Source organism: Ruegeria sp. PrR005, from assembly GCF_010500245.1.
Classification (GTDB): domain Bacteria; phylum Pseudomonadota; class Alphaproteobacteria; order Rhodobacterales; family Rhodobacteraceae; genus Ruegeria_B; species Ruegeria_B marisflavi.
In genome coordinates this window covers 50,597-77,356 of record NZ_JAAGOX010000053.1, presented here as the reverse complement: position 1 = coordinate 77,356, position 26,760 = coordinate 50,597, and the positions used below count along the sequence as shown (strand labels likewise).

General features: G+C 62.4%; 22 protein-coding genes. 8 read left to right on the top strand and 14 right to left on the bottom strand.

The features are described 5' to 3' along the window. Positions 1 to 7: 7 nt before the first annotated feature. The 12 genes from cphA to G0P99_RS19095 form a co-directional block, all read right to left on the bottom strand. Positions 8 to 2,809 (bottom strand): cyanophycin synthetase, encoded by a 2,802-nt coding sequence (cphA, locus tag G0P99_RS19150; protein ID WP_164132085.1) that lies wholly within the window; start codon positions 2,807 to 2,809, stop codon positions 8 to 10. An 11-nt stretch (positions 2,810 to 2,820) separates the two neighbouring features. Continuing rightward, entirely contained in the window at positions 2,821 to 3,720 is a 900-nt protein-coding gene (locus G0P99_RS19145; protein ID WP_164132084.1) for a cyanophycinase, read from the bottom strand. A 176-nt stretch (positions 3,721 to 3,896) separates the two neighbouring features. After that, positions 3,897 to 5,285, bottom strand: a complete 1,389-nt coding sequence (locus G0P99_RS19140) for a glutamine synthetase family protein (RefSeq protein ID WP_164132083.1) — start codon at positions 5,283 to 5,285, stop codon at positions 3,897 to 3,899. An 11-nt stretch (positions 5,286 to 5,296) separates the two neighbouring features. Beyond that, positions 5,297 to 6,670 (bottom strand): aspartate aminotransferase family protein, encoded by a 1,374-nt coding sequence (locus G0P99_RS19135; protein ID WP_164132082.1) that lies wholly within the window; start codon positions 6,668 to 6,670, stop codon positions 5,297 to 5,299. A gap of 77 nt (positions 6,671 to 6,747) precedes the next feature. After that, positions 6,748 to 7,197, bottom strand: a complete 450-nt coding sequence (locus G0P99_RS19130; protein ID WP_164132081.1) for a CoxG family protein — start codon at positions 7,195 to 7,197, stop codon at positions 6,748 to 6,750. 110 nt (positions 7,198 to 7,307) lie between these two features. Further along, complete coding sequence (locus G0P99_RS19125) at positions 7,308 to 8,102, bottom strand: XdhC family protein (RefSeq protein ID WP_164132080.1); 795 nt, start codon at positions 8,100 to 8,102, stop codon at positions 7,308 to 7,310. Next, the gene (locus G0P99_RS19120; protein ID WP_164132079.1) at positions 8,099 to 9,283 is read right to left on the bottom strand and encodes a VWA domain-containing protein; all 1,185 of its coding nucleotides are present in this window, start codon (positions 9,281 to 9,283) and stop codon (positions 8,099 to 8,101) included. Before G0P99_RS19120 ends, G0P99_RS19125 begins: the two co-directional genes overlap by 4 nt. Further along, positions 9,280 to 10,155: a MoxR family ATPase gene (locus tag G0P99_RS19115; RefSeq protein ID WP_164132078.1), complete on the bottom strand. Its 876-nt coding sequence runs from the start codon at positions 10,153 to 10,155 to the stop codon at positions 9,280 to 9,282. The genes G0P99_RS19120 and G0P99_RS19115 overlap by 4 nt, the downstream gene beginning before the upstream one ends. Positions 10,156 to 10,209: 54 nt before the next feature. Continuing rightward, positions 10,210 to 12,627: an aerobic carbon-monoxide dehydrogenase large subunit gene (locus G0P99_RS19110; RefSeq protein WP_164132077.1), complete on the bottom strand. Its 2,418-nt coding sequence runs from the start codon at positions 12,625 to 12,627 to the stop codon at positions 10,210 to 10,212. Then, complete coding sequence (locus G0P99_RS19105) at positions 12,624 to 13,118, bottom strand: (2Fe-2S)-binding protein (RefSeq protein ID WP_164132076.1); 495 nt, start codon at positions 13,116 to 13,118, stop codon at positions 12,624 to 12,626. The genes G0P99_RS19110 and G0P99_RS19105 overlap by 4 nt, the downstream gene beginning before the upstream one ends. An 11-nt stretch (positions 13,119 to 13,129) precedes the next feature. Further along, on the bottom strand, positions 13,130 to 13,984 hold the full coding sequence (locus G0P99_RS19100; protein WP_164132075.1) for a xanthine dehydrogenase family protein subunit M: 855 nt from the start codon (positions 13,982 to 13,984) through the stop codon (positions 13,130 to 13,132). A 144-nt stretch (positions 13,985 to 14,128) separates the two neighbouring features. Then, the gene (locus G0P99_RS19095; RefSeq protein WP_164132074.1) at positions 14,129 to 15,244 is read right to left on the bottom strand and encodes an MHYT domain-containing protein; all 1,116 of its coding nucleotides are present in this window, start codon (positions 15,242 to 15,244) and stop codon (positions 14,129 to 14,131) included. Positions 15,245 to 15,396: 152 nt separating this feature from the next. Between G0P99_RS19095 and G0P99_RS19090 the strand changes: the two genes are divergently transcribed. Further along, positions 15,397 to 16,350, top strand: coding sequence for an aminotransferase class IV (locus tag G0P99_RS19090; protein WP_164132073.1), 954 nt, complete (start codon positions 15,397 to 15,399; stop codon positions 16,348 to 16,350). Between the two features lie 42 nt (positions 16,351 to 16,392). After that, entirely contained in the window at positions 16,393 to 17,457 is a 1,065-nt protein-coding gene (locus G0P99_RS19085; protein WP_164132072.1) for a helix-turn-helix domain-containing protein, read from the top strand. Here the strand turns inward: G0P99_RS19085 and G0P99_RS19080 are convergent. Beyond that, on the bottom strand, positions 17,430 to 18,398 hold the full coding sequence (locus G0P99_RS19080) for a GlxA family transcriptional regulator (RefSeq protein WP_164132071.1): 969 nt from the start codon (positions 18,396 to 18,398) through the stop codon (positions 17,430 to 17,432). The two genes, G0P99_RS19085 and G0P99_RS19080, sit on opposite strands and share 28 nt — an antisense overlap. 80 nt (positions 18,399 to 18,478) lie before the next feature. Here G0P99_RS19080 and G0P99_RS19075 point away from each other — a divergent pair, with 80 nt between their 5' ends. The 6 genes from G0P99_RS19075 (at position 18,479) to G0P99_RS19050 (ending at position 24,871) form a co-directional block, all read left to right on the top strand. Beyond that, on the top strand, positions 18,479 to 19,639 hold the full coding sequence (locus tag G0P99_RS19075) for an acyl-CoA dehydrogenase family protein (protein WP_164132070.1): 1,161 nt from the start codon (positions 18,479 to 18,481) through the stop codon (positions 19,637 to 19,639). 49 nt (positions 19,640 to 19,688) lie between these two features. Then, positions 19,689 to 21,704 carry an acetate--CoA ligase family protein gene (locus G0P99_RS19070; RefSeq protein ID WP_164132069.1) on the top strand — a complete coding sequence of 672 codons (2,016 nt, stop codon included), beginning with the start codon at positions 19,689 to 19,691 and terminating at the stop codon, positions 21,702 to 21,704. Positions 21,705 to 21,707: 3 nt separating this feature from the next. Further along, on the top strand, positions 21,708 to 22,313 hold the full coding sequence (locus tag G0P99_RS19065; protein ID WP_164132068.1) for a DJ-1/PfpI family protein: 606 nt from the start codon (positions 21,708 to 21,710) through the stop codon (positions 22,311 to 22,313). Continuing rightward, positions 22,313 to 23,098: a carnitinyl-CoA dehydratase gene (locus G0P99_RS19060; protein WP_164132067.1), complete on the top strand. Its 786-nt coding sequence runs from the start codon at positions 22,313 to 22,315 to the stop codon at positions 23,096 to 23,098. Before G0P99_RS19065 ends, G0P99_RS19060 begins: the two co-directional genes overlap by 1 nt. A 386-nt stretch (positions 23,099 to 23,484) precedes the next feature. Continuing rightward, positions 23,485 to 24,342, top strand: coding sequence for a GTPase domain-containing protein (locus tag G0P99_RS19055; protein WP_164132066.1), 858 nt, complete (start codon positions 23,485 to 23,487; stop codon positions 24,340 to 24,342). Continuing rightward, positions 24,326 to 24,871 carry a hypothetical protein gene (locus tag G0P99_RS19050; protein WP_164132065.1) on the top strand — a complete coding sequence of 182 codons (546 nt, stop codon included), beginning with the start codon at positions 24,326 to 24,328 and terminating at the stop codon, positions 24,869 to 24,871. The genes G0P99_RS19055 and G0P99_RS19050 overlap by 17 nt, the downstream gene beginning before the upstream one ends. A gap of 367 nt (positions 24,872 to 25,238) precedes the next feature. On the opposite strand, the gene G0P99_RS19045 is transcribed toward G0P99_RS19050, so the two are convergent. Then, a complete protein-coding gene (locus G0P99_RS19045) occupies positions 25,239 to 26,756 on the bottom strand; it encodes a malonyl-CoA synthase (RefSeq protein WP_164132064.1) in 1,518 nt (505 codons plus the stop codon). Between the last annotated feature and the right edge of the window lie 4 nt (positions 26,757 to 26,760).

The window sequence follows — 26,760 nt, the reverse complement described above, 5'->3', positions numbered from 1 at the left end:
CCTCCGATCAGTCGGCGTTTTCGCTGATGTCGCGGGCGAGGCGCACGCCGCGTTCGTCCCGGATCAGGGTCTGGTCAGTGTCGAACATGTCCTCGAATGTGGCCACAGGCTGTCGGGTGGCAGAGGCCCCCTTCGGTTTTGGCTGATCGCCCGGCGCGTTGAAATAGATGATCTGTTTCCAGCAGCGGGTGGTGTCGTCGCCAAATATGACCAGCAGATCACCGGGCGCGGCCATGCCAAGACCGGCATTGACGGCCTCGACCTCGTCGGGGATGACGGTGATCGCCGCATCATCCACTCCGTTCTGCATCAGCGCCTGGCGCAGCATCTGGGGGATCTCGTCATGACCACGCCCACGGCGCCGATCATCTGCCTTGCAGATGAACTGGTCGAAATGACCGGCCAGCGCGGCCGCGGCATCGACGACATCCTGATCGCGGCGGTCTCCGGGCATCGAGACCACGCATAGCCTGCGACCCTTGATCTCCATCCGGTCCGCAAGCTCGGCCATGGCACCAAGGGCGGCGGGGTTGTGACCATAATCGAGAATCACTTTGAACGGATGCTCGTCATAGACGTTCATCCGACCCGGCGCCTGGAAATAGCTGGTGTCAAAGGTACGCAACCCATGACGGATATTGTCCAGATCGACCCCGAAGCTATAGGCCATGGCGGTCGCGAACATGGCGTTCTGCACGTTGAACAGCGCCTTGCCCTCCAGCGTGGCCGGGATCAGGTGTGACCACAGAACGGGGATATGCAGCCCGTTGTCATAGATCGTCAGCATGTCGCCGTTCATGCCCTTTTCCAGCACGATCGCCTTGCCGCCCGCCTTGATATGTTCCTTCACCAAGCTGTGGTTGGGGCTGGTGGTGACGTAAAAGATCGTGTCCGCATCGGCGTAATCGGCCATTTTCAGGCAATTGATGTCGTCGGCATTCAGCACGGCTGTGTCGGTTGCGCTTTCGACCACCACCCGTTTGACGACCGCCAGCTCCTCGACCGTGTCGATGCCACCAAGGCCAAGGTGATCGGCCGACACGTTGAGACAGGCGGCAACATTCGAGCGCTGATATCCCAGCCCCGAGCGCACCAGCCCACCGCGTGCGGTCTCCATCACGGCGAAATCCACCGCCGGGTCACGCAGCACGATCTGCGCTGATTTCGGCCCGGTCATGTCGCCCTTGACGCTGAGCTTGCCATCGACATAGACGCCGTCGGTCGAGGTCATGCCGACGATCTTGCCGCTGGTCTTCATGATATGTGCCAGCATGCGCGATGTCGTTGTCTTGCCGTTGGTGCCGGTGATTGCGGCGATCGGGATGCGGGTCTGTTCCCCGGCCGGGAACAGCATGTCGATCACCCGGCCCGCCACATCGCGGGGTTGACCTTCGGACGGGGCGACATGCATGCGGAAACCGGGGGCTGCGTTGACCTCGACAATGGCGCCGCCGATATCCTTGTAGGATTTGGTGATGTCGTCGATCAGGAAATCGACCCCGCCGACATCGAGGCCGACCGCCATGATGGCGCGTTCGGCCATGTCGCGGTTGTCGGGATGCACCACGTCGGTCAGGTCGATGGCGGTGCCACCGGTGGACAGGTTCGCGGTCGAGCGCAGATAGAATATCTCGCCTGCGGGCAATACGGTCTCTTCGGCCACACCGGCGGCGGCCATCAGGCGATTGGCCTGGGTATCGAGTTCCAGCTTGGTCAGAACCTTTTCGTGCCCAATGCCCCGGCGCGGATCCTGGTTCACGATATCGACCAATTCGGCGATGGTATGGGTCCCGTCGCCGACCACATGGCCCGGCACACGTTTGGCCACCGCGACCAGCTTGTTGTTGACCACCAGCATGCGGTGATCGAACCCGGTGATAAAGCTTTCGACCAGGATGGCACGACTCTTGGAATGTTCCTTTGCCTCGGCAAAGCCTGCTTCGACTTCTGCGGGTGTATTGAGGTTGATCGACACGCCGCGCCCGTGATTGGCGTTCAGCGGCTTGATCACCACCGGATAGCCGATGCGCTCGGCCGCACGCACCGCCTCGCGTTCGGAATAGACCATGCGCTGTTGCGGCACCGGCAGGCCGAGGTCGTTCAGCAGGTTGTGGGTGTCTTCCTTGTCGCAGGAGATCTCGACCGCGATATGTTTGGTTTCCGAGGTGATGGTGGCCTGGATGCGTTTTTGGAACTTGCCATGTCCGAATTGCACCAGAGAGCCTTCGTTCAGACGGATCCAGGGGATGTCGCGCGCTTGCGCGGCCTTGACCAGCGAACCGGTCGATGGGCCGAATTCCTTGCGCTGCGCCCGCAGGACAAAGCTGCGCAATTCGTCATTCCAGTCGAACTCGGGGTCGAACTCATAGTCGATCTGGTCCTTGAGCGCCTGCGGCAGCAGATGCATCAGCAGGCGGATCGCCAGCTTGCCGGCCTCTAACCCGACATCGCGCTGACGGTATTCGTAGACCATGTTGTACTGGCCGGGCTCTCCGGTGCCCCGGGTCCGTCCAAAAGTCACGTCAGAACCGGCGACGTTCTGCACCTCGATGGCGCAATGTTCCAGAACGTGTCCCAGCCAGGTGCCTTCGTCCTCGCGCAGGCGGCGGATGAAGCCGCCGGGTTCGCGGTATGAGCAGCCGTGTTCGGCCAGTCCCGGCAGTGCCGCGATCAACCCGTCGATAAACTCGGGCCCGATCCGGGCCGAGGGCCATTCTTCGAGCAGTCCCAAGTCGATGACATGTCGGATGACCGGAAAACTGGCCCAGACGTTCGGGCCGACAAAGACATTGGTCGAGACTACTTTCATATGGCTCCCCGTTATTGTAGTTGAGTCTTCCCCCCCGTGGCGCCGCTGTTGCCGGATCGGTCGGGCAGGGTGCAGAACGCCAGATGCTCGTCAGGTGGAAACGCCTGCCGCGCAGTCAGATCATAACGGCACCCTTCACCCAGAACGTCAAGCCGCAGACCGAGCAAGCTGAGCGCCTGGCCCCGCCGCGCCTCCCACATCGAGGAATGGGTCAGGTGGCTGGCGTCTACGACGGTGACCGTTCCGCTGCCCACCACCTCGAACACGTTGTCGGGCCCGATGAAGGCGGCGGTATCCTCGTCAATCCCCAGCCCGATCAGAAACGGGTTGAAAGATGAGGCGGTTAGCAACCGGCCCAGGCGATTGCGCTGGGTGAAATGTTGGTCGATGATCACCGCGTTTGTCAGACCCATTCCGGGTGCCAGGGTAATGTTTCCCTCGGCAGGGCCAGCGTTGGAACTGCCTCCCGCTACCATGTGCTCGGACATGATCGAGGCTCCGGCGGACGTTCCGGCAACGGGCACACCGGCGGCGTTGCGGCGGCGAATCTTCTGCGCGACCAGCGTGCCGCCCAGAATCGCCGACAGGCGCAGCTGGTTGCCGCCGGTCATGAATATGCCGGTGGCCCGGTCCAGCATTCCTGCGAAATCAGGGTTGTCGCAATCAGCCCGGCGCGAGATCGGCAGAAACTCGACCCGGCCCGCACCGAGTTCCGAGAAGATGCGATTGTAATCCGGTCCGGTCTCTTCCAGCATCGAGGCGGTCGGGATCACCACGATATCGGCATCCGCGCCGCCCGACAGTTCGACAAACCGGCGGTGAATCTGCATTTCCTTGACGCGGTCTTCGCCGCCGCCGATCGGGATGATGAACCCGCGCGGGGTGCTTTCGTCAACAGGTGCGGGGCACATCTGATCCTACTTTCCGTTGCGGGCGCAGGTGTTTGTGCCAGGGTGCGCCGCCGATCTTGTCCCGGAACCGCATGCCGGTTCCGGACACTCCGGCCGCCTGTGACATGCCATTCCCCCCGACGTTCTGACATGACGCAGGTCCGGGCGAAGGTCAAGTTATGGCTGACGCGGCGGGTTCAGACCGTGTGCAGATAGAGATCGAAGTCGAGCTTTGACACCGTGCGACAGACCCGAGCGTATTCGGCGGCTTTGACGGCCACAAAGGTCCGGTGCATGTCCTCGCCAAGCGCGTCCTTGAGAAAGGCCGAGTCGCGCGCAGCATCAATCGCGGTGCGCCAGTCGCGCGGCATGTGATCGTCCTGACCTTCGTCATAGCCGTTGCCGATGGTCTCGGGGCCGGGATCAATCCGGTTCTTCAATCCGTGCCGGATGGCGGCAAGCACGGTTGTTGCGACCAGATAGGGATTGGCATCCACGCCCGAGGGGCGGTGTTCGATCCGGCGCGCGCGAATGTCACCCGCTGGAATACGCAGTGCCACCGAGCGGTTGTTGACACCCCAGTTGGTCGAGATCGGCGCATAGCTCTGGTTGGCAAAGCGCCGCCAGGAATTGGCATGCGGAGCAAAGACCAGCATCGATTCCGCCATCGTGTCCCGCATCCCGCCGATGGCGTGCAGGACGGTTTCGGTCCATTCGCCTTCTTCCTGTTCAGCAAACACGTTGCGGCCGTCCCGATCCTGGAGTGAGACGTGGAAATGCATGCCGGACCCGGCATATTCCTCGACCGGTTTGGCCATGAAACAGGCGGTCACCCCATGGGCGCGGGCCTGGGCGCGCACGATCCGCTTGAGCCGGATCAGGTCATCGGCGGCCTGCAACACGTCCTCGCGATAGTGCAGGGTCAACTCGTACTGGCCCGGCGCGTATTCTGAAATCAGGGTCTCGGCCTTGATCCCGGCCAGCTCGGCGGCTTGGTAAACGTCCGAGAACAGCGGCAGCATGCCATGCAAATGATCGACCGAATAGACTTCGGTCTTGTGCGAGCGGCGGCCATCCAGCACGTCGCGCGCGGGCTGCGCCTTGTCGTCGGCATCCAGTTCGTTGGCGAGCAGAAAGAACTCCAGCTCGAACGCGCCTGCGGGCTTCAACCCTTCGGCGGCCAGCAATTCGACTTGGCGCGCCAAGGCATGGCGCGGATCGCTGGTCATCGGTGTGCCGTCCAGTTCGTAGAGCGACATGAACACCTCGGCCCGGGGCGGCGTTGTGTTGTGCAGCCGCTTGAGCGTCCCGGGAATGGGCCAGGCGCGAAGGTCGCCGTCGCCCTGATCCCAGATCAGACCGGTTTCGTGCACATCCTCGCCGCAGATGTCGAGGCCAAGGATCGAGATCGGCATGTGGCGACCGGATTTGTAGAGCGAGGACAACTCGTGCCGGCGGATGATCTTGCCGCGCCCGATGCCGTTGGAATCGTGCAGCAGGATATCGACCGCCTCGATATCCGGGTTGGCTTCGAGAAAGGCTTCGGCCTCGGCCAGGGTTGCGCCCGAGGGGCAGGGGGTGGTCATGGTCTTTGTCCTCAGGTCAGAAGTTCGGTCAGGATATCGTCGAAGGTTGCAATCAGCCGGTCGATCTGTTCGTTCGAGGTGACCGGGCTGACCAGCATCATGTTGTGGAAGGGCGCGATCAGACAGCCCCGGTTCAAAAGAGCGGTATGGATGGCGGCCTCTAGCTCCGGCTTATGGGCGGTTGCAGCCTCGGTTCCGTTCTTCAGCGGGCCCGGGGCGCAGATAAACTCCACCCGCGCTCCGACACGCACCACGTGCCATGGTACGCCATGGCGGGCGATACTCTCGGACAGCCCGGTGGCCAGTCGCTCGGCCCCGGCCTCCATATGGGCATAGTTGCCGGCGGTCATGACCTGCGACAGATTGGCGGCCAGACAGGCAAATTGCATCGGGTTGGCGGACAGGGTGGTGCCCATCCCGGAATGCCCGCCCGGACGGGCATCGTCATATATGCGCCAGGCCTCGGCCACGGCGGGACGCAGACCCCAGACCGCGGTGGGCATGCCGCCTGCAACGCATTTGCCGACGACAAAAACATCGGGGTCGAGCCCGTATACGCCGGTGTATCCGCCCAGGCCGGAGGACAGCGTATGCGTCTCGTCGATCATCAAGAGCGCGCCATACTGCGTGGCCAGTGCGCGCAGGCCGTCCAGAAACCCGGGATCGGGCAACACCATGCAGCTGTTGGTCATGACCGGTTCAGTCAGGATGGCGGCCACATCCCCGGCACGGAGCGCCGATTCGACCGAGTTCAGGTCGTTGAACTCGCAGGCGACTGCCAGCGTGGCAAGGTCGGTCACCTGCCCGGCAAGGCCGGGACGGGTCCGGGTCTGGCCCTGATGCAGTTCCACCATCGAGTCGTCTACCGCGCCGTGATAGCAACCGTGGAACACGATCACCTTGGCTTTGCCCGTGACAGCGCGGGCGACGCGCAAGGCGAACCGGTTGGCGTCCGAGGCGGTGGTGGCGATCTGCCAGTGGAAATCGCCGAATTTCTCGGTCAAAAGTGCCGCCGATTCCAGCGCGGCCTCGGTCGGCAGCATGTAGGTCAGGCCGATATCGGCCTGGGTCCGGATCGCCCGCGCCACCGGCTCAGGTGAATGGCCGAACATCGACCCGGTATCGCCCAGACAGAAATCGTCGATCACATGCCCGTCGATATCGGTCAGCCGGGCGCCGCGCGCCTCGGCCACCAGCATGGGAAAGGGCATCGGCCAGTCACGCATCCAGTGCATCGGAACACCGTCTAGAAATTGGTCTGCGCCAGAGTCCAATGCGGCGCGCGTCCTGGGCCGGGTGGATACAAAGCGTTCCGCCTCGTGGCGGGCTAGGGTGTCGATACGGTCGCGGCGGATACCGGCGATGGTGCCTTGGGACTCTACCATGGGAGGCTCCGAATGGATTCCCATGGTAGATGCCGCTTTTTGATCAAATTGGCAACTGGCTTGTTTTGGCCCGGGTGTCAGGCGTCGACGTTATCGACAACCTCGGCAAATTTCTGAAAGAAGCTGGCGGCCAGTTTCTTTGCCGTGCCCTGGATCAACCGGCTGCCCAGTTGCGCCAACTTTCCGGTGATCTCGGCCTTGGCCTGATAGGTCAGGACGGTTTTTCCATCTGTTTCGACGAGGGTAACATCTGCGCCGCCCTTGGCATGACCAGCAGGGCCGCCGTTCCCTTGCCCGGTCAGCGAAAACGCGTCCGGAGCGCCGGAAGTGTCCAGCTCCACGGTCCCGCTGAACCGCGCCTTGACTGGTCCGACTTTGAGCACGACCTTGGCTTCCAACTCCGTTTCCGAGTTTTTGATCAATTCTTCACATCCCGGAATGCATTGACGCAGGATCTCGGGGTCGTTGAGGGCCGCGTAGACAACAGCCTTGGGCGCGTTGATTGTGACCTGGTCGTTCAGTTCCATGTGGGGTCCTTTTCAGCAGCAGGAAAACGTGATGCGGGCGAGGGTTTGTGCCTGATCGGGTGTTGCCGCGGTATGGCGGACAACCCGACGATAGAGCGCGAGTATGCGCCTCATGACTTCACCTCGCGCGCCTTGTGGCGGCGTTGCTGGATCAGTCGGGCGAGGATCGAGAGTGCAATTTCGTCAGGCGTGACGGCGTCGATGGCCAACCCGGCTGGCGCGTTCACTCGGTCGAGTGTTTCAGGGTCCATGCCCTCGGTTTCGAATCGGGCGCGCAGGGCAGCAAACTTGCGGCGACTGCCAACAAACGACCAATGTTCCGCGCTGGCCGCCAATGCGGCCTTGAGCGCAGGGGCATCTCCTTGACCCTGGGTCGCCACCACGATCATCCGCCGCGCGCCGGGTACGGTGCCGGGCAACGCCGCCGCCGGATCGGCCCGCGTCACGGTCCAGTCGAATTGCGGCGCCAGCCGGGCCAGCGCCTGCGCCACTGGCGAGGCGCCATAGATCACCAGTTCGGGTAGCGGCAGGATGGGTTCGACAAAGATATCCATCGAGCCACGCGAAGGGCAGCCATTGCGGGCAATCTTGGTTCCATCGGCCTGGTCACCTGCGACAAGGCCCTTCTCGGTCAGCAGGTCCTCGGGCATGAGAGAGACCAGCTGGGGTGTGCCATCGGCCAGGGCCTGGCGTGCCGCCCGCGCCAGTGCACCCCTCACACAGCCACCGCCCACCCAGCCATGCAGGATGTCACCTTCGGCCGACAGCACCGCCTTGGCTCCCGGTTTTGCGGCTGTTTGCCCCAAGGTACGGATCACCGTCGCAATCGCAAACGGCGCACCGGATGCCCGGAGGCTTTCTGTGACATTGGCCAGTTCATGATCAAGGATTTCCGCGGGGATCATAGGCGCGCAAACTCCGGTTCCAGGGCGGCGAGATCGGCAAGCCGGTTGGCAGGGTGAAAAAGGTCAAGATGGGGCAGGGCGGCCTGCATCCCGGCCGCGATTGGGGCGTATCTGGTCCAGCCCTTGAGCGGGTTGAGCCAGATGATCCGGCACCCCCTTTTGCGGAGCGTGGACAGCGCCGCCCCGATCCGTTCCGGCGCATCGGTGTCGTAACCATCGGACAGGATCAGAACGACCGTGCGACGGTTTACGAAACGCCGGGCATAGGTATGGGCGAACCGATCCAGCGAGGCCCCAATGCGTGAACCGCCGCCAAACCCGTCGGCCATCAGCGACAACCGGCCAAGGGCGCGCAACGTGTCCTTGTCGCGCAGGGCCTCGGTGATCCGAATCAGCCTGGTGTGAAACAGGTAAGCATCCGCCGTGCCGTCGCTGCGCATGAGACCGGCAAGGAAGGCAAGGAAGACTTGCGCATAAAGGGTCATCGACCCCGAGACATCGCACAACGCAACGATCTTCAACGGCCGGTCAGGGCGGTTTTTTCGAGGCAGGCGCAGCGGCTCTCCGCCGGTAGTCAGCGATTGCCGCATGAGACGGCGGAAATGGATGCGGTCGCCTTTTTGGGCGACGCGGCGGCGGCGCGACAGGCGGTCGCGCAAGGCAACGCCCAAGCGCCGCGCGATTATTTCCGCTTGGGCAATCTCCTCGGGCTGTACCAGGTCGCGCAGATCGCGTTTCATCAGGGTGTTGGTCAGGCTGGCGATCAGCTTACCAGTACCGCCGGTCTCGGCCTCGTCCTTGCCCGTTTCGGGCGCGGTGGCCTTACCTGCGCCAGAGGCGCGGGTGTCGCCATTGGCGGTGCGAGAAGAATGGACACTCTCCTGACCTTGCTTTTGGGGGCTCGGCATCACCTTTTGCACCACCCGCCCGCCGTTCAGCCAGTAGCTGTCGAACAGATCGTCGAACAGCTCGCTCTCTTCGGCGCTGCCGGTGCAGACGGCGCGCAGCGCAAGCCGGGTCTGGTTGGGGTCGGCGGCCTGCACATGGGTCAGTGCACGCAATGCAAGCTCGGTTTCCATCACCCCCAGCCGCAGGCCGTTTGCTCGCAGATGCGCCATGAACCCCGAAAGCCGCGCCGCCGGGCCGGGGTCTCTTGCAGCGAAACGGGTGACCCGGCTCATGCGGCGCGGCCTGCCAGCCGCTGGGCAACCTCTGTCGTGATATTGGCGCGGTCAGTTTCGGTTTTGAGCAGGGTCGCCAGAGCTGCCTGAAGTGCAACGGGGTCGCGGGTCAAGTCGGACAGACCGAGCCCCATAAGGGCGGCGGCGAAATCGAGCATTTCGGCAATACCGGGGGTCTTTTCCAGCTCTTCCTTGCGCAAGGACTGCACGAAGCCCACGATCTGTTCGGCCAATACCGTCTCGATCCCCGGTTGACGCGCTTGCAGGATGGCAAGTTCGGTCGCCCGGTCCGGATAGGCGACATGGGCGTAAAGACAGCGCCGCCGCAGCGCATCAGACAAGTCGCGCGTTCCATTTGCGGTCAGGATCACCATCGGGCGCGTGATGGCCTTGATCGTACCCATCTCGGGGATGGTAATCTGATAGTCGGCCAAAATCTCAAGCAGAAAGGCCTCGAATTCCTCGTCGGCCCGGTCGATCTCGTCGATCAATAGCACGGGCGGTTCCGGTTGGCGGATCGCTTTCAACAGCGGCCGTTCCAGCAGAAACTCATCTGAGAAAAGCCTGTCTTCGACCGCGCGCCCGGTTTGGCCGTCCTCTGCCGCAGCGCGGATGGTCAGCAACTGTCGCTGATAGTTCCATTCATAGATCGCCTGCGAGGCATCTAGCCCCTCGTAACATTGCAGACGGATCAGCTGGGTCTGGCGCACCGCGGCCAGCACGCGGGCGATCTCGGTCTTACCGACACCCGCCGCCCCTTCGAGCAGCAAAGGTCGCCCCAGCATCAGCGCCAGGTACACGGCCATGGACAGCTCGTCCGAGGCGACGTAGCCCTGTTTTGCCATATCGGATTGCAGATCGGTCCAGCTCATGTGCGATCTCGCGTTGGGAAACGGGTGGGCCGTGCGGCCCACCCTGGTCTGCGTTCAGCCGTGCAGGCCGAGGTCGTCGGCGATCTTCCAGATCCTCCAGTGATCGTGCGGCATGTGGCTCTGCCGCAGGCCAAAGGCCCGGAACGCATCATGCACCGCGTTCGAAAACGCCGGGACACCACCGACGTTCGGGCTTTCGCCCACGCCCTTGGCGCCGATCGGATGATGCGGGCTGGGCGTGACCGTGTGGTCGGTAGTGTAATGCGGCGTTTCCCACGCGGTCGGCAGAAAGAAGTCCATCAGCGTTCCGGTCTTGCAGTTGCCCATTTCGTCATAGGCGATCTCCTGACCCATCGCGATGGCCAGTGCTTCGGTCAGGCCGCCGTGGACCTGGCCCTCGATGATCATCGGGTTGATCCGGGTGCCGCAATCGTCCAGCGCATAGAACTGGCGGATCTGATGCTCGCCGGTATCCACGTCGATCTCCATGACGCAGATATAGGCCCCGAACGGATAGGTCATGTTGGGCGGGTCGTAATAGCTGACCGCCTCTAGGCCGGGTTCGATTCCCGGGATCGCCTGGTTATACGCGGCAAAGGCGATCTCCTTCATCGTCTTGAACCGCTCGGGCGCGCCCTTGATCACGAAACGGTCGACATCGAACTCGACGTCGTCGTCATGCACCTCCAGCAGGTAGGCAGCGATCATCTGCGCCTTGGCGCGGATCTTGCGGCCAGCCATGGCGGTTGCAGCACCGGCAACCGGGGTCGAGCGGCTGCCATAGGTGCCCAGACCATAGGGCGCAGTGTCGGTGTCGCCTTCCTCGACCGTGATCGAATCCGCCGGGATGCCGATCTCGCTGGCGAGGATCTGGGCAAAGGTGGTCGCATGACCCTGGCCCTGGCTGATCGTGCCCAGCCGAGCGATGGCGCTGCCGGTGGGATGAATGCGAATCTCGCAACTGTCGAACATACCCAAGCCCAGGATATCGCAATTCTTGACCGGGCCTGCGCCGACGATCTCGGTGAAATGGGTCAGGCCGATGCCCAAGAGCTTGCGGGTCTCGCCGCGCTTGAACGCCTCGATCCGCTCGGCCTGTTCCTTGCGCAGATCGTCGTAGCCCACGGCGTTCAGCGCCTTGTCCCAGGCGGTGTGATAATCGCCCGAGTCGTATTCCCACCCCAGCGCGGACTGGTAGGGGAATTGGTCCTTGCGGATGAAGTTGATGCGGCGCAGCTCGGCGGCATCCATGTTCAGCTCTATCGCCAGCACCTCGATCATCCGCTCGATGAAATAGGCGGCCTCGGTCACCCGGAACGAGCAGCGATAAGCGACGCCGCCGGGTGCCTTGTTGGTATAGACACCGTCCACGGCCAGATAGGCGGTTGGGATGTCATAGGAGCCGGTGCAGATGTTCATGAACCCGGCCGGGAACTTGGTCGGGTCGGCGCATGCGTCGAACCCGCCATGGTCCGCGGTCGTGTGGCACCACAGGCCGGTGATCTTGCCCTCCTTGGTGGCGGCGATCTTGCCTTTCATCCAGTAGTCACGGGCAAAAGCGGTGGTCATCAGGTTTTCCATTCGGTCCTCGACCCATTTCACCGGCTGGCCGGTGACGATCGAGGCGACGACGGAACAGACGTAACCGGCATAGGCGCCGACCTTGTTACCAAAGCCGCCACCGATATCGGGTGAGATCACGCGGATGTTGTGCTCCTCGATGCCCGAGATCAGCGACACAACAGTACGGATCGCATGCGGCGCCTGGAAGGTGCCCCACAGCGTCAGCTTGCCGTTGACCTTGTCCATCGAGGCGACGCAGCCGCAGGTTTCCAGCGGGCAGGGATGGGTGCGGTGGTAATAGACCATCTCTTCGGCCACCACGTCGGCCTCGGCCAGTACCTGTTCCGTCGCCTCGCGATCACCAGCCTCCCAGGTGAAGATATGGTTGGGATGCTTGCGCGGGCCGTGGGCGCCGGGCGCGGCCGGGTCGAGATCCTCGCGCAACACGACATCGGATTTCAGCGCTTCGAACGGGTCGGTCAGGACGGGCAGCTCCTCGTACTCGACCTCGACCAGCTCGACCGCATCGGCGGCGATGTACCGGTCGCGCGCGATGACATAGGCAACCTCTTGCCCCTGGAACAACACTTTGCCGTCGGCCAGAACCATCTGCTTGTCACCGGCCAGTGTCGGCATCCAGTGCAGGCCCAACGGCGCCAGATCGGCAGCCGTCAGCACCGCCACGACACCATCCAGCGCCATTGCGGCCTCGGTGTTGATGGATTTGACGCGGGCATGGGCATAGGGCGAACGGACGAAATCGCCGTGCAGCATTCCGGGCATCTTCAGGTCGTCGACATAGTTGCCCTTGCCCTGGGTGAACCGGGCATCCTCGACCCGCTTGCGCGAACAGCCCAGGCCCTTGAGGCCGGCAACGCGCTCTTCTCTCTCGGGGGTCATGTCGTTCATTCTGCGGCCTCCTTCGCGGCGTTCAGCTCGCTTGCAGCGGCAAGGATGGATTTCACGATGTTCTGGTACCCGGTGCAGCGGCAGAGATTACCGGCCATGCCGAAACGGATCTCTTCCTCGGTCGGGTTCGGGTTTTCCTCCAGCAGCTTGCTGGCGCGGGTGATCATGCCCGGCGTGCAGAAACCGCATTGCAACCCGTGATGCTCGCGGAACGCGGTTTGCAGCACATGTGGTACGTCCGGGGTGCCAAGCCCCTCGATCGTGGTCAGGTCTGCACCGTTGGCCTGGGCCACGAACATTGTGCAGGATTTCACCGACTTGCCGTTCACGATCACGGTGCAGGCGCCGCAATGCGAAGTTTCGCAGCCGATATGCGGGCCGGTCAGGTTCAGCCTTTCGCGCAGCGTATGGATCAGCAATTCGCGCGGTTCGGCGAGGAATTCATGGGACTGGCCGTTCACGGTCAGTTCGATATGCATCTTTTTGGGCATCTGGTTCCTCCTTACGCGCGATCCCACGCGCGACGGATGGCGCGGGTCAGCACGGTTGCGGCGGCATGGCGTTTAAAGGCGGCGGGGCCGCGATTGTCCTCGACCGGCTCGATGTCCGCCTGCATTGCGGCGATGGCGGCGGCGATTGCCGCGTCATCCACTTTTGTGCCGACCAGTGCGGCACCGGCGGTTTCGGACCAGATCGGCGTATCGCTGAGGTTGGTCATCGCGATGGATGCGCTTGCGCAGACACCGCCGCTTTTCTCGATCTGCACGGCGGCTGCCGCAGTGGCATAGTCGCCGATCTTGCGCTTCTGCTTCTCGTAGGCATAACCGCCCTTGGGCGCGGCAAAGCTGACTGAGGTCAAGACCTCGCTGTCATCCCGGTCGGTCATATAGGCGGCGTGATAGAAACCTCGCGCCGCAACCTCGCGCTTGCCGTCCGGTCCGACCAGAGTGAATGTGGCATCCAGGCATTGCATCAAACCCGGCATGTCGTTGCCCGGATCGCCGTTGGCGACATTGCCGCCAACCGTTCCCATGTAGCGCACCTGGGGATCGGCGATCTGCAAGGCCGCTTCGTGCAGGATCGGGGCTGCCGCGCGGAGTGCATCACTGTCAATGATCTCGTGCTGGGTGACCATGGCGCCCAGCGTGATCTGTCCACTTTCGACAGAGATCCCGCCAAGGCCTGCGACATCCTGCAAGTCGATCAAATGCGCGATTTCGGCCATGCGCAGTTTCATCATCGGGATTAGGCTGTGCCCACCCGCCATGACGCGCGCATCGTCGCCGTGTTCCTGTAGCAGGGCGACAACATCGCCCATGTCCTTTGGCCGGTAATAGTCGAACGCCGCCGGTATCATCTTGCTTGTCCTCCCCTGCAAGGCCGAGTTCTGGCAGGGGAAGGCTGCTATGGGCCGCCCAAGTCGGCGACAGGATTCACCCGAAAACAGAGGCTTTGTGCACGAAATGCGAAAGACCGCACACGAAATGCGTGCCGCACGCGGTCAGACGCCAAGAACCTCGCGCACCGCCTTCAGCCGCGCCCGGCTGACCGGCACGCGCGGCAGGCCGGGCAAGTTCATATGACAGATGCCGTTATCCTTTAGCCGCTCGAAGCTTTCGACAAATGCGGGATTGACCAGGTAGCTGCGGTGGGTCTTGGTAAAGGTCGCGGGATCAAGCCGGCGTTCGGCCTCGGTGATGGACCAGACACAGAAGTATCTGCGCCCTTGTGCGTAGATATGGGTGTAATGCCCCTCGGCCCGAATGGCGGCGACGGAATTTGCATCGAAGAAATGCGTGCGACCATCCTGTTCATAGGGGATCTGGCGGGCGAACTTGGGTTCGACTGGCTTCTTTACGGGCAACTCTTGTGGAACGGGGGCTTCCGTCTCGGGCTTGGGTTGCGCAGGTGTCACAAAGGAAATGCCCGTCAACAGGAATGCCGCGCAGAGCACAAAGCTGGAGAGGACCACACCGATGGCAAGGACCTCTTTGCCGATCATCGGGCCGACGTCGCCTTCGGCGCCGATGGCGACAAACGACGTGCCCCAGATCGCCACGAAATGAACAATGAAAACGGCGCTGCCGAAACATACGGTGCCCAGCAGGATGTTGCGGTGACTGCGCTGACCGTAAGCGATCCAGAACGCCGCCATGTTGAGCACGCAAGACCCGATCACGGCCAGCGTGATGCCTCCGGGCGAATACAAGGGTCTGCACAGCTGCAACCCGGCCATGCCGATATAATGCATCGCAATGATGCCGAGACCCACGATGATGCCGGCGCCCGCCAAAACGGCGGGGGTGCGCGGGCGGAAATGCAAGAGCAGCAGCGCAATACCCACCACCAAAATGGCCACCAGCGCCGAAATCAGCGTGACGGTCGCGTCAAAGTAGAACTGTATCGGCAGTTGCAGGCCCAGCATGGCCACGAAATGCATCGACCAGATGCCTCCACCCAACGCGATCGCAGCCATTGAAATCGCAAGCTTGCGCTGATTGACGCTGCGCTTGGACAGCCCCTGAGTCAGCGACAGCCCGGTGAAACCCGCGATCATCGCCACGCACAGCGATGCGGCCACCAGCCAGAAGTTATGCGTGTAGTCGAGTATCTGCATGTCCGCGGTTGCGCTTTGGGTTTTGTTTTGACGTCATCCTAATTTGTAGCGGCGAAAGCGCGAACTGCAAATTCGGCGAGTGCCACTTCATGCCATTGCGGATCGGCGGGCCTGATCCTAAGCTCTGCCGCGACCAGCCAGCAGGATGACAGATGACCACCGATGCCCAAGCCCCCGGCAAGACAACCCATGACGCCGAGGAAGACGCCCGCAACCGCGATATCCTGATCTATGTTGACGGCGAACTGGTCCACAAGGACGAAGCCAAGGTTTCAGTCTATGACAGCGGTTTCATGCTGGGCGACGGCATGTGGGAGGGCATGCGGCTCTATGATGGGGAATGGGCCTTTTTCGACGAACACATGGACAGGCTGTTCAACTCGTGCAAGGCGGTGTCGCTGGATATCGGCAAGACGCCCGAGGAAATCCGCGGAATTCTTGACCGGACGGCGGCGGCCAATGGCATGACCAGCGACGCCCATTGCCGCCTGATGATCACGCGCGGACGCAAGGCCAAACCGTTCCAGCATCCCGGTCTGTCGAAATGGGGACCGACGATTGTTGCGATCGTCGAGCATTCGCGCCCGTCCGAGGATGTGCAGCGGCGCGGTATCCGGCTTGCCTCGGTGCCGCAGGTGCGTGGCTTGCCGCACAGCCAGGACCCCAAGTTCAACAGCCATTCCAAGCTGAACTGCGTGATCGCCTGCTTGCAGGCTGAGCAGGCCGGTGCGGATGAGGCGCTGATGCTGGATCCGCACGGGTTCGTGAACACGACCAATGCCTGCAACTTCTTCATTGTGCGGCGGGGCGAGGTTTGGACCTCGACCGGGGATTACTGCATGAATGGGGTGACCCGGCAAAAGGTGATCGACCTCTGCCGCGACAACGGCATCCCGGTGTTGGAGAAGAACTTCTCCCTCTACGAGGCCTATGGCGCCGACGAAGCGTTTCTGACTGGCACTTTCGGCGCCCAGACTCCGGTCGCCTCGATTGATGGCAAGCCCATCGGCACTGGCAAGGCCGGGCCGGTGATGATGCGCATCCGCACGCTTTACAAGGAGCTGGTGGCGCAGAACCGGGCCGAACAACAAGCCCGGCGTGGGTGACAAACGGTATCCGGTTCCGGCGCGCCGCGTTATGATGGCCCGATGAAACCGCATTCCGGCACGTCTTTGCCCGACATCGACCCCGAAGGGCCGTATGACAGCGATCCGGTCGCGGAATCGGATCTGTGGTTTTTGCCCGGTCCCGACGATGACGACGCGCTGGATCCACTGTTTCCGACCCCGCGGGCGGCAGCACGGCCCTTGTTCGATCCGGTTGATTGGCGGTCGGCACAGGCCGGGTATTCCGGTGAAATGGCGGATCTCGCGTACCACTTTGGCGCGCTGGAGGAACGTTTGCGCGCCGGTCCTGCGGAATGGGCCCACAGGCTGGCCTTGCTTGAGGTCGCCGATCTCGGCTGGTGGGCGGGCGACCGGATCAGCGCCGAGCGCCTCGCGCTCTGGACCGGGTTGCGTCTGAGCGCAACTTCTGACGACACCCAGGCATTGGCCCGCGCCGGATGGGCGGTGCGCAGGTTGAGTGGCGGGCCAGCGCCCGATGCGGGCGGCTGGCTGGGCGGTCTGTCCGATTTTTTGGGCCGGGGTGGTGCTGACGGGGATGCGATCCCGGACGCCATCGCCGATCTTGCCGAAGTGATGGACGGCGCGGTGACCCTGCACCCGGCAACGCGGGCCGCGATGATGTTCCACAGCTGGATGGCGCTTGGCCAAGGCCGGTCGACCGCGGTCGAGGCGGTGGTTCTGGCTGCGCGCCACGGGGCCAGCATGGGGCGCGGAGCGGCCCCGTTCCTGCCAGTGGCGCTGTCCGGGCCCGGCGCCTTGCGCGGCATTGGCGACCCGGACCAGAAACTGGGCGCCTGGCTGCGCGGCTCCACACAGGCGGTTGTTGCAGCGCTATTGCATCTGGAGCGGATCGCGGCCTGGCGCACCCGGGCGGAAACCGCGACGGCTGACCTGAGTGGGCGGACACCTCCAGCCCTTGTGTCGGTCATGGCGGCCTGGCCCATGGTAACCGCGCCTTTGGCCGAAGCGAAGTCGGGCGCGTCGCGCGCCGCCGTGCAACGCAATCTTGATCTGTTCACCCGCCGGGGTCTGATCCGGGAGATGACCGGGCAGGGGCGTTACCGGGTCTGGACAGCGGCGATCTGATCCCCGTTCCGCAACACGCGCGGGGGGTGACCGAACTCTGCACGAAAAGCCCGTGTCATGGCGCTGGCGTTTTCATAACCGCAGCGCCCGGCGATTTCGGACACCGGCTGATCCGTTTCGGTGACCAGCTTGCGCGCAAGATTCAGTCGCAGCCTGCGGTAGACGGTTTGTGGCGTGGCCTTGAGCTCGGCCATCATCCGCGCTTCGAGTGTCTTTTGGGTGCAACCGACCTGGCGCGCGATCTGGGCGATGGACAAGGGCCGTTCCAGGTTGTCCTGCATGGCCATCACCGCCTTGTTCACCGACCGGCGGCCGATCCCCGCTGGCGCGCCATGTGACCGGGCCGAATCCCGGGTCATGAAGAGTTGGGCAACCTCCAGTGCCAGCAACTGCCCATGATCCTGTCCGATCAGATGCATCACAAGGTCAAAGGCCGCCATCGCGCCCGAGCAGGTGATCCGGGGCCCGTCGATGACAAACCGCTCGCGCAGCGTCTGAACCTGCGGAAAGGTTTCCGCAAAACTCGAAAGCTCTTCCCAATGGATCGTGGCGCGGTGCCCGTCCAGAAGACCGGCGCGCGCCAGCAGCCAGCTGCCGGTGTCCAGCCCCGCCAGAACCGAATAGCGTTTCGCGGCAGACGTCAGGGCACGCACGGTGCGCCAGCCTTCATGCCCGCGAAAGCCATAAGACGGCATGACGACCAACATGGACCCACGCCCCTGGTCCAGCCGTTCGTGCGGCGAAACCTGCATGCCGGACGAACTGTGCACCGGCGCGCCGTCGAGTGTCAGAAAGCGCCAGGCATAAAGCGGGCGGCGAGACAAAGTGTTTGCCGCCCTCAGCGGCTCGACCGTGTTGGCCAGGCAATGGTTGGAAAACGCGTCGAACAAAAGAAAGTCGATGGTTTCGGTCTGCGCGTGAATTTTGGGTGAACTTTGCATGATTGGTGTCTAAATCAGCACGACATGACCCCGCAAGCCCGGATTTCCTGTAACGGAATTCGCATGAGGGAGCGTGCGCCATGCATTTTGGCCTGACCGAAGAACAGGAGATGATCGTCTCCACTGTCCGCAGTTTTGTGGAGAACGAGATCTATCCCCACGAGGCTGAAGTAGAGCGCACCGGCCAAGTACCCCATGAACTTGGCGAAGAGATCAAGCGCAAGGTCATCGACCTGGGCTTTTATGCCTGCAACTTCCCCGAAGAGGTCGGCGGCGCGGGTCTCAGCCACCTGGATTTCACTTTGGTCGAGCGCGAGCTGGGGCGCGGCTCCATGGCGCTCACGCATTTCTTTGGCAGGCCACAGAACATCCTGATGGCCTGCAATGCCGAGCAGCGCGAACGCTATTTGTTGCCCGCCGTGCGCGGCGAGCGGATGGATGCGCTTGCGATGACCGAGCCCGACGCGGGATCGGATGTGCGCGGCATGAAATGCCAAGCGGTGCGCAAGGGCGGCGACTGGGTGGTCAATGGCACCAAACATTTCATCTCGGGCGCCGAACACGCGGATTTCTTTATCGTCTTTGTCGCCACTGGTGTGGATGAGACTCCGAAAGGACCAAAGAAGCGGATCACCGCCTTTTTGGTCGACCGCGGCACGCCGGGCTTCACCGTGCGGAACGGCTACAACTCGGTCAGCCACAAGGGCTACAAGAACTGCATTCTCAGCTTTGACGACTGCCGCCTGTCGGACGCACAGGTGCTGGGCGAGGTGGATGGCGGATTCGCCGTGATGAACGAATGGCTCTATGCCACGCGGCTGACGGTTGCGGCCTTCTGCGTCGGTCGCGCACGTCGCTGTTTTGACTATGCCCTGAACTACGCCGCCGAGCGCAAGCAGTTTGGACAGGAGATCGGCAAGTTCCAGGGCGTGGGTTTCCAGATTGCCGACATGATCACCGAGATCGACGCCGCCGACTGGCTGACCCTTGCCGGTGCCTGGCGGTTGGACCAGGGACTGCCAGCCAACCGCGAGATCGCCAGCGCCAAGGTCTATGCCAGCGAAATGCTGGCGCGGGTCACCGATACGACATTGCAGATCTTCGGCGGTATGGGCCTGATGGACGATTTCCCGATCGAACGGTTCTGGCGCGATGCGCGGGTCGAACGGATCTGGGACGGGACCAGCGAGATTCAGCGCCATATCATCAGCCGTGACCTGCTGCGCCCGTTGGGGGCGTGATGCCTCCGGCGGGAGTATTTTCAGTAAAGTGAAAGGGCAGGGGACTGTCATGACCAAAGGTTTGGCGCGGTTGTTCCAGCCGCGGTCGATCGCGGTAATCGGCGGCGGCGCATGGTGCCGTCAGGTGATCGTGCAATGTCGGCGCATGGGCTATGACGGTGCGATCTGGCCTGTGCACCCCAAGGCGGCGGAGGTCGAGGGGTATCCGGCCTTTGCCCGGCTGGAGGATCTGCCGGCCGCGCCCGATGCGGCGTTCATCGGCATCAACCGCCATGCCACGGTCGAGGCGGTATCGCTGCTCTCGGAGATGGGGGCGGGTGGTGCCGTCTGTTTCGCCAGTGGGTTTTCCGAGGCTTTGGCCGAGGACGAGACCGGCGGCGATCTGCAAACCGCGTTGGTGGCGGCGGCGGGCGACATGCCGATCCTGGGGCCCAATTGCTATGGGTTCGTCAATGCGCTCGATGGCGCGCTCTTGTGGCCGGATCAGCATGGCTGCGGGCGGGTTGAACGCGGTGTGGCGATCCTGACGCAAAGTTCGAACATCGCGATCAACCTGACCATGCAACAACGCGGCCTGCCCATCGCTTATGTGGTGACCTGCGGGAACATGGCGCAAACCAGCCAGGCCCAGATTGCCGCCGGTTTGCTGGATGATCCGCGCGTCACCGCCATTGGCCTGCATATCGAGGGGTTCGGCAACCTGCGCGATTGGGAGGCGCTGGCCGCCAAGGCGCACCGCAAGGGCGTGCCGTTGGTCGCACTCAAGGTCGGCGCCTCGGAACAGGCGCAACAGGCGACGATCTCGCACACCGCCTCGCTGGCTGGCAGCGATGCAGGTGCGCAGGCGCTGCTGGACCGGCTTGGCATACCGCGCCTGGGTGCGTTGCCCGATCTGCTGGAGACGTTGAAGCTCTTGCACTGCTACGGTCCGTTGGCCGGGTCCGACATCGCATCGATCAGCTGTTCGGGTGGCGAGGCGAGCCTGATTGCCGACATGTCAGTCGGCATGAATTTGCGCTTTCCCAAGCTGACAGCGCGACAGAGGCAAGCGTTGCGCTCGGCGCTTGGGCCGATGGTGGCGCTCAATAACCCGCTGGATTACCACACCTATATCTGGCGCGACACCGATGCGATGGCCGCCGCCTGGGCTGGCATGACCGGGGACGGTGTGGCGCTGACTTTTTCGATCGTCGACTATCCGGTGACAGACCCGACCGACTGGACCTGTGCCACACAGGCGGCGCTCAAGGTGCGCGCCGATACAGGCGCACCCTTTGCGGTGGTGGCGACCCTGCCGGAACTGATGCCCGCTGACATCGCGGCTGAGTTGATGGCAGGCGGCGTTGTCCCCTTCATGGGCCTGCGCGAGGCCCTGGCGGCGGCCGAGGCGGCAGCCGCGATCCGGGCACCGCATCCCGTGCCGCTTTGCATGCCCGGACACGGCGAAGCCGCGCGTACACTTGGTGAAGCCGAAGCCAAGTCGGCATTGTCGGCGCATGGGCTGGTGGTGCCCCGCAGCTTCAGCGCCAGTGGGTCGCGGGAAATCGACCAGATGCTTGCGGGCTTGCAAGGCCCCTTTGCCGTCAAGGGTACCGGTCTTGCGCACAAGTCAGAACATGGGGCGGTGCGATTGGGCGTGGCGGCGGCAGATGTGGCCCGGGTCGCCGCCGAGATCGGCACGCCTGAGGTGTTGGTCGAGGAGATGGTGACCTACGCGGTGGCCGAGCTGCTGATCGGGGTTATCCGCGACCCGGCACATGGGTTCGTGCTGACGCTGGGCGCCGGTGGGGTGCTGACCGAGTTGATGCGCGATACGATATCTCTTCTCGTGCCCGCATCGCCCGAAGATATCCGCGCAGCACTGGGTCGGTTGCGCATCGCGCCGCTCTTGGCGGGTTATCGCGGCAAGCCGGGGGCTGACATGGATGCCATTCTGGATGCGGTCGGAGCGGTGCAGGACTATGTGCTTGCTCATGCCGATACGCTGGGCGAGGTTGAGATCAACCCACTGCTCGCCACACCGGATCGGGCGGTGGCGGTGGATGCACTGATCCGGCAGGGGTGAGAGATGCGCAAACTGGCAGCGGTTCTGTTTGAAGGCTTCGAGATGCTCGACTATTTCGGGCCGCTGGAAATGTTCGCCATGTTCCCCGACCAGATCGAGATCCTGGCCGTGGCCCAGCATGCCGCGCCGGTGCGCGCCTCGGGCGGGCCGGCGGTGATGCCGGATCGGGTGTTCGCTGATGGCGCGGATTACGACCTTCTGTTGGTGCCGGGCGGGCGCGGCACCCGGCGCGAGGTGGACAATCCGGCGCTGTTGAACTGGCTTTGCGCGGCCTCGGCGCGGGCCGAACTGGTCACCAGTGTCTGCACCGGATCGGCCCTGCTGGCGCGGGCCGGGCTGCTGGACGGGCGGGCGGCCACCACCAACAAGCTGGCTTTTGACTGGGTTGCGTCCCAGTCGGACAAGGTCGAATGGCGTACTTCGGCGCGCTGGGTGGCCGATGGCCGGTTTCTGACATCGTCAGGCGTGTCGGCGGGGATAGACATGAGCCTTGATGTGCTTGCGCGCCTCTTGGGGCCCGAGGCGGCGGATAAGGCGGCTCATTGGGCCGAGTATGTCGCCAACCGCGACGCCGAGAACGACCCTTTTGCAAGAATGGACAAGATGTGATGAGCGACAACCCCGTGAAAACCCGCCGTGATGGTGCCATCTTCGAAGTCACGCTGGACCGGCCCAAGGCCAATGCGATTGACCTGGCCACCAGCCGGATCATGGGCGAGGTGTTCCGCGAGTTCCGCGACGACCCTGAACTTCGGGTGGCGATCATCACCGGCGGTGGAGAGAAATTCTTCTGCCCTGGCTGGGACTTAAAGGCCGCCGCTGATGGCGACGCGGTCGATGGTGACTATGGTGTCGGCGGCTTTGGCGGCTTGCAGGAAATGCGCGATATGAACAAGCCGGTGATCGCTGCGGTGAACGGCATCGCATGTGGTGGCGGGTTGGAGTTGGCGTTGTCGGCGGATATGATTTTGGCGGCGGATCATGCCAGTTTTGCCTTGCCGGAAATCCGCTCGGGCACGGTGGCGGATGCGGCGAGCGTCAAGCTGCCCAAGCGTATCCCTTACCATATCGCGATGGAGCTTTTGCTGACCGGGCGCTGGTTCGATGCCGAGGAGGCGCATCGCTGGGGGCTGGTGAACGAGATTGTACCATCCGCACAACTCCTTGATCGCGCTTGGGAATTGGCGCGGCTGCTCGCCAGTGGCCCGCCGCTGGTCTATGCCGCGATCAAGGAAATCGTGCGCGAGGCAGAGGACGCCAAATTCCAGGACACGATGAACAAGATCACCAAACGGCAGCTGCGCACGGTGGATGTTCTCTATTCGTCCGAGGACCAGCTGGAAGGCGCCCGCGCCTTTGCCGAGAAACGCGACCCGGTCTGGAAGGGGCGCTGAGGCCCCGAATTGACCGTTTTGTACCGGCCGAAACACCCCGATTGACCGTTTTGTACAGGCGGTCAGGGGGGTGTATGGCTGTTGGGTCGGGGTCATGAATGGGCGCCAACTTGACGGCAGCTTCAAATGGCGGCGAGCCGTCGACAAGATTGGGTTGACGTCCGAGCTGCGGGACGAAGCGGGCTTTGGTTGAAGATGGGCGTTCGCCGATTGCGGCCCTGAGCCGACCTTGATGACAAGCGCAGCGAAGGTCAGGAAGGAGTCCAACTGCTCGTTGTTTCCGTCGCAGCGAACGTCTTCTCTCAAGTTCGAAGACAGTCAGTCCCTAGTTGTGTTTGAATCGTGGGGGGCGTAACACTTGGTCCTGAATGCATTAGGGAATTCTGATGGGCGCACGGCGGCGATGGAAGGAGTTTCCAGTTCGGCTCAAGAAAGAGCTCGAAGGAACGTCGGCAATTGTTGGTGTTGGCGGCTTCGGACTGGGTGCTGCAGGTTGGGGTATACTTGCTCCGCCTTTCACGTTTATTGTGGTTGGTGTCGGCGGCGTAATTACGTTAGCGGCCCTAGGCTATGCGGGCTACCGAGCAATACCACCCAAGCTTGTTGACCCTAGTGCTCTAGTGGGATCGGAGCTTGATCTCGACGAGCTTGAGAATAGGGTCCAAAAGATTGGAAAGGTATCGATCATCGGTCGGAGCCAAGCTGGCAAAACGACACTTAAGAACCGCCTTAAATTCAATGTCGAGAAAACGGTTCGAACCGAGGAATTAGAGGCCACCGTTATTGCCCTGCCCACGGCACCAGTACAGTTTGTTGCAATTCTGGATGGCGATGGAACCAAATACCGCCAGCAACTAGCCATGGCAGAGGCTTGTGATTTCCTGATAATCATCCTCGACCACAATTCTTCGGACGAGGAAAACTCCTTTGATGAAGGTCGGTGTGCCAAACATAGCGAGTTTTTGGAACAGGTAAGTAATTCGATCTCAAAGTATCGCTCTGAACGACTTCGCAAGATTTTGTTCCTGTGGAACAAAAGGGACCTTTGGCAACGCTCCGACGCTCAGAATTTAAAAAGATTTGAGGAGTTTACTGCGTCTGTCTTCAAGAAGTGGAGTGAATCCAATTTTTCTGAAACGGTGATGCAACGAACGCATTCCAATGAAGACGCTTCGGATGTTTCTTTCGTAATGAGCGCGATTGTTGATTTTGCTAAGGAAGGCGGCGATGAGTCAAAATCCTGAAAGCCTGGAATTCAACTCTCTCCACGATGAGTTTGTGTTAATTGGGCCAGTCGGAAAGCGCGATCAAGTCCTTGCTCGCAGCGAAGCTGCAGGTATGGACCTGATTGGCTACGCAATGGACAAAGACGATACTGACGATGAAGTCGCGGGTTCGATTTTGTCCTCTCTAATGTTCGGACCGAAGAGGCATATTCACAGGGTGTCAAGCTGGCCAGTAAACAACCCAAAACCCTTGGAAGACGAACGAAAAGCTTCATTCCGGTTTGCTTGGGTTGGATACTGTAGTCGCAGTGACCTGCAGTCGATTGAGAAATCATTCAATGCAAATATTTATGACATCTCAGAGGCTGTATCCGCTGAAGACAGATCCCAGATGGAACTAGCTTTGGCCCCGATTTTGCTTCGGTGTTCTCGTGCAAATGACAGGCTACTACGTAAGCGACGGTTGATGCACGTTTTCCTGACCATCTACGCATTGATTGCCTTTGCCGGCGCGGCGAGTGTTGTGATGCGGGAAATCCTACAATAATTTTTTTCGTTGTGATCGCCAGTTTTTGAAACTGCGCGCTCAGGTTTCGTGCGTGAAAGCTGACGTTAATCAAATGTAAACATAGCCCGCACTGCTGACCTTGGAGCCGGCCACAGCGAAAGTCCGCTCTCCGACCTTGACGACGGTTTCTGCGTACTTTGCCAACTCACAGCATGGGCTCTCCCCTATCACCCGACGGCGATTGTCGGATGACCGCTGCTTTCCGATCTGCAAACACGACTGGCCAGACTCCATCAGTAACACCATCGTGGCTCACGGGCGGCAGGAGGATTGTCCATGTCGCCCCTGTTCTGGCTCGACCGGGGTCGTCTCACCTGCGTCAAGTACCTGTTGCGGGGCGCAGGCCTTACCCCGGTTGGAACATGTCCTTGTACTGGTCGCGCAGGATGTTCTTTTGCACCTTGCCCATGGTGTTGCGGGGCAACTCGTCCAGCACGATCAGCGTGCGGGGATGTTTGAACCGGGCCAGTGCGGCGCCCACCGTCTGCATGATCGCCTGGGTATCCGGGGTCTGGCCGGGGCGGGGGACCAGGATGCCCAGCACGGTTTCGCCGAAATCGGGATGCGGCACACCGATCACCGCGCTTTCCAGCACGCCGGGCTGCTCATCGAGCAGGAGCTCGATCTCTTTGGGGTAGATGTTGTAACCGCCCGAGATGATCAGGTCCTTGTTGCGGCCGACGATGGTGACATAGCCATCGGCATCGACAAGGCCGAGGTCTCCGGTGATGAAGAACCCGTCGGCGCGCAGTTCGGCGGCGGTTTTCTCGGGCATCTGCCAATAGCCCTTGAACACGTTTGGTCCGCGCACCTCGATCTGGCCGATCTCGCCCCGGGGCAGGATCTCGCCGGTTTCGGGGTTGGTCACCTTCAGTTCGACCCCGGGCAGGGGCAAGCCCACGGTGCCCGCGCGGCGGTCGCCGTCATAGGGGTTTGAGGTGTTCATGTTGGTCTCGGTCATCCCGTAGCGTTCCAGGATGCGGTGGCCGGTGCGCTCTTCGAACGCGACATGGGTTTCGGCCAGCAGGGGGGCCGAGCCGGAGACGAAGAGGCGCATGTGCTGCGCCAGGTCGCGGGTGAACCGGGCATCGCCCAGGAGGCGGGTGTAGAAGGTCGGGACGCCCATCATGCTGGTCGCGCGGGGCATTTGGGCGATGATCTGGTCGAGGTCGAATTTCGGCAGGAAGATCATGCTGCCGCCGGTGATCAGCACGATATTGGTGGCCACGAACAGGCCGTGGGTGTGAAAGATCGGCAGTGCGTGCAGCAGCACGTCATCGGCGGTGAAGCGCCATTCCTGTGCCAGGGTTTCGGCGTTCGACAGCAGGTTGTCCTGGGTCAGCATGGCACCCTTGGAGCGGCCGGTGGTGCCCGAGGTATAGAGGAAGGCCGCCAGATCATCGCCCGTGCGGTCGACGGTTGCGAAGGTGGTCGGCATGGTCGCGGCGCTGTCGGTCAGGCTGCCAGACCCGTCGGCATTCAGGGTTTCGATCCGGGCGCCGAGGTCGCTGGCGATCGGCTGCAATGTCTCGCGGCTGCGCCCGTCGCAGACGATCAGCGCGGCGCCGCTGTTTTCGATGAAGTAGCTGAGTTCATCGGCGGTATAGGCGGTGTTGAGCGGTAGAAAGATCAGGCCCGCCTGGGCGCAGGCGGCATAGAGCGCCAGCGCTTCGGGTGATTTTTCGATCTGGGCGGCGACGCGGTCGCCTGGCTTCAGGCCCAGTTTTGCGGTGACATGGGCAATCTGCGCGGCCTGTTCCAGAAACTGGGCATGGGTGACGGTGCGACCGTCAGCCAGGCGAAGAAACGGCGTTTGTTTGCCGGCATAGGCTCCGAACAGGCGGTCATAGAGGGGGTTTGCCATTCAG